The sequence below is a fragment of the Stenotrophomonas sp. 05L414_2 genome (assembly GCF_056397905.1).
Map to the genome: position 1 here is coordinate 1 of NZ_JBFTOJ010000291.1, position 2215 is coordinate 2215.

3 protein-coding genes are annotated in these 2215 nt (G+C 67.1%); all 3 read left to right on the top strand.

What is annotated here, in order from left to right; genetic code table 11:
- The coding region (locus AC1DJN_RS21685; protein WP_478040206.1) for a MutS-related protein at positions 1–760 on the top strand (760 nt) is incomplete at its 5' end.
- 119 nt (positions 761–879) lie between these two features.
- Positions 880–1503 (top strand): DUF937 domain-containing protein, encoded by a 624-nt coding sequence (locus AC1DJN_RS21690; RefSeq protein ID WP_025873810.1) that lies wholly within the window; start codon positions 880–882, stop codon positions 1501–1503.
- Positions 1504–1647: 144 nt separating this feature from the next.
- On the top strand, positions 1648–2215 hold a 568-nt coding region (locus AC1DJN_RS21695), incomplete at its 3' end, for a peroxidase family protein (protein ID WP_478040208.1).

Genomic DNA, 2215 nt, shown 5'->3' on the forward strand with positions numbered 1-2215 from the left:
GGTCATCACCGGCCCGAACATGGGCGGTAAATCGACCTACATGCGGCAGAACGCGCTGATCGTGCTGCTGGCCCACATCGGCAGCTTCGTGCCGGCCAGCCGTGCGCTGATCGGCCCGATCGACCGCATCCTGACCCGCATCGGCGCAGGCGATGACCTTGCCCGCGGGCAGTCGACCTTCATGGTCGAGATGGCCGAAACCAGCTACATCCTGCATCACGCCACCGCGCATTCGCTGGTGCTGATGGACGAGATCGGCCGCGGCACGTCCACCTACGACGGCCTGGCCCTGGCCGACGCGGTAGCGCGCCACCTCGCCTACGAAAACCGCTGTTACACGCTGTTTGCGACCCATTACTTCGAACTGACCGCGTTGGCCGACGAACAGCACGAAGGCGGCCGCAGCGGCATCGCCAACGTGCATCTGGATGCCGTCGAGCACGGCGAAGCACTGGTGTTCATGCATGCAGTGAAGGACGGTCCGGCCAACCGCAGCTTCGGCCTGCAGGTGGCTGCCCTGGCCGGCCTGCCGCGTGCCACCGTGGCACAGGCGCGCCGACGCCTGGCCGAACTGGAACAGCGCGGCGGCGAAAGCCATGCCGCCGAACTCGCCCCGCAGGCGCTGGATGCCCCGCAGCAGTTCGGGCTGTTTGCCGCTCCGCCGAACAAGGCGCAGGAGGCGCTGGCCGCGATCGACCCGGACGAGCTGACCCCGAAGCAGGCACTGGAAGCGCTGTACCGGTTGAAGGCGCTGCTGTAAGGCAGGCCGCAGGTTCCGCCGGCCCTGCCCGGCGGACGCCCGCCATGAAGCCTTCGCATTGCCGTCGTGTACACGGCGTTATGCTCGGGCGGTTCGTCCTTCACAGACCGGAGACCGCCATGAACACCGAATCCCTTGCTGCATCCCTCTTCCAGCAGCTGCAGCAGGGCCAAGGCCTGCAGCAGGTCTCGCAGCAGCTCGGCCTGGACAGCAGCCAGGCTACCCAGGCCGTCGGCAGCGCGCTGCCGCTGCTGCTCGGCGCGATGGGCCAGAACGCCAGCGAGCCGCAGGGTGCGCAGTCCCTCCTCAATGCCCTGCAGCGCGACCACCTCGGTTCGGGCGGCGGTGGYGGTGCTGGCGGCGGTTTCGACATCGGCAGCATCCTCGGCGCGGTGATGGGCGGTGGCGGCGGCAACGCCACCAACGGTGCCGGCATCCTCGGCCACGTGTTCGGTGGGCAGACCTCGCAGGCGGCCGAAGTGCTGGGCCAGAAGACCGGCCTGGACAGCGGCAGGTCCAGCCAGCTGCTGGCGATCCTGGCCCCCATCGTCATGTCGTTCCTGGCCCAGCGGTTTGCCCAGAGCGGCAACGCCGGCCAGCTCAGCCAGGCCCTGGGGCAGGAAGCACAGCAATCCGGCGGTGGCATCGGCAGCCTGCTCGGCGGTGCGCTCGATCAGGACGGCGATGGCCAGTTCGGCGCCAGCGATCTGTTCAAGCTCGGCGCGGGCCTGCTCAAGCGCTGATCGCGCACAACGATGCAAGCGCCGCCTGCCATAGGCGGCCACTATCGCATCGGTTGAATCAATCGAATTTACCCATCATTAGGCGATGCCTATGGTGGGTAAGCGATCTGATTCCCTCATTCGCCAGCCCACAGGTAGAGACCCATGAAAAGCGAAGCGAAGTGCCCGTTCAACCATGCCGTCGTCGGTGATGCGACGACCAACCGCGACTGGTGGCCGAACCAGCTGCGCGTGGATCTGCTCAACCAGCACTCCACGCGCTCCAATCCCCTTGATACGGGCTTCGACTACGCCAAGGCCTTCAACGGGCTGGACTACAGCGCCCTGAAGGCCGACCTGAAGGCGTTGATGACCGACTCGCAGGACTGGTGGCCAGCCGACTTCGGCCACTACGGCGGCCTGTTCATCCGCATGGCCTGGCACAGCGCCGGCACCTACCGCATCGATGACGGCCGTGGTGGTGGTGGCCGCGGCCAGCAGCGCTTCGCTCCGCTCAACAGCTGGCCCGACAACGTCAGCCTGGACAAGGCGCGACGCCTGCTGTGGCCGATCAAGCAGAAATATGGCCAGGCCATTTCCTGGGCCGACCTGCTGATCCTGACCGGCAACGTCGCACTGGAGTCGATGGGCTTCAAGACGCTCGGCTTTGCCGGCGGCCGTCCCGATACCTGGGAGCCGGACCAGGACGTGTACTGGGGCCGCGAGACCACCT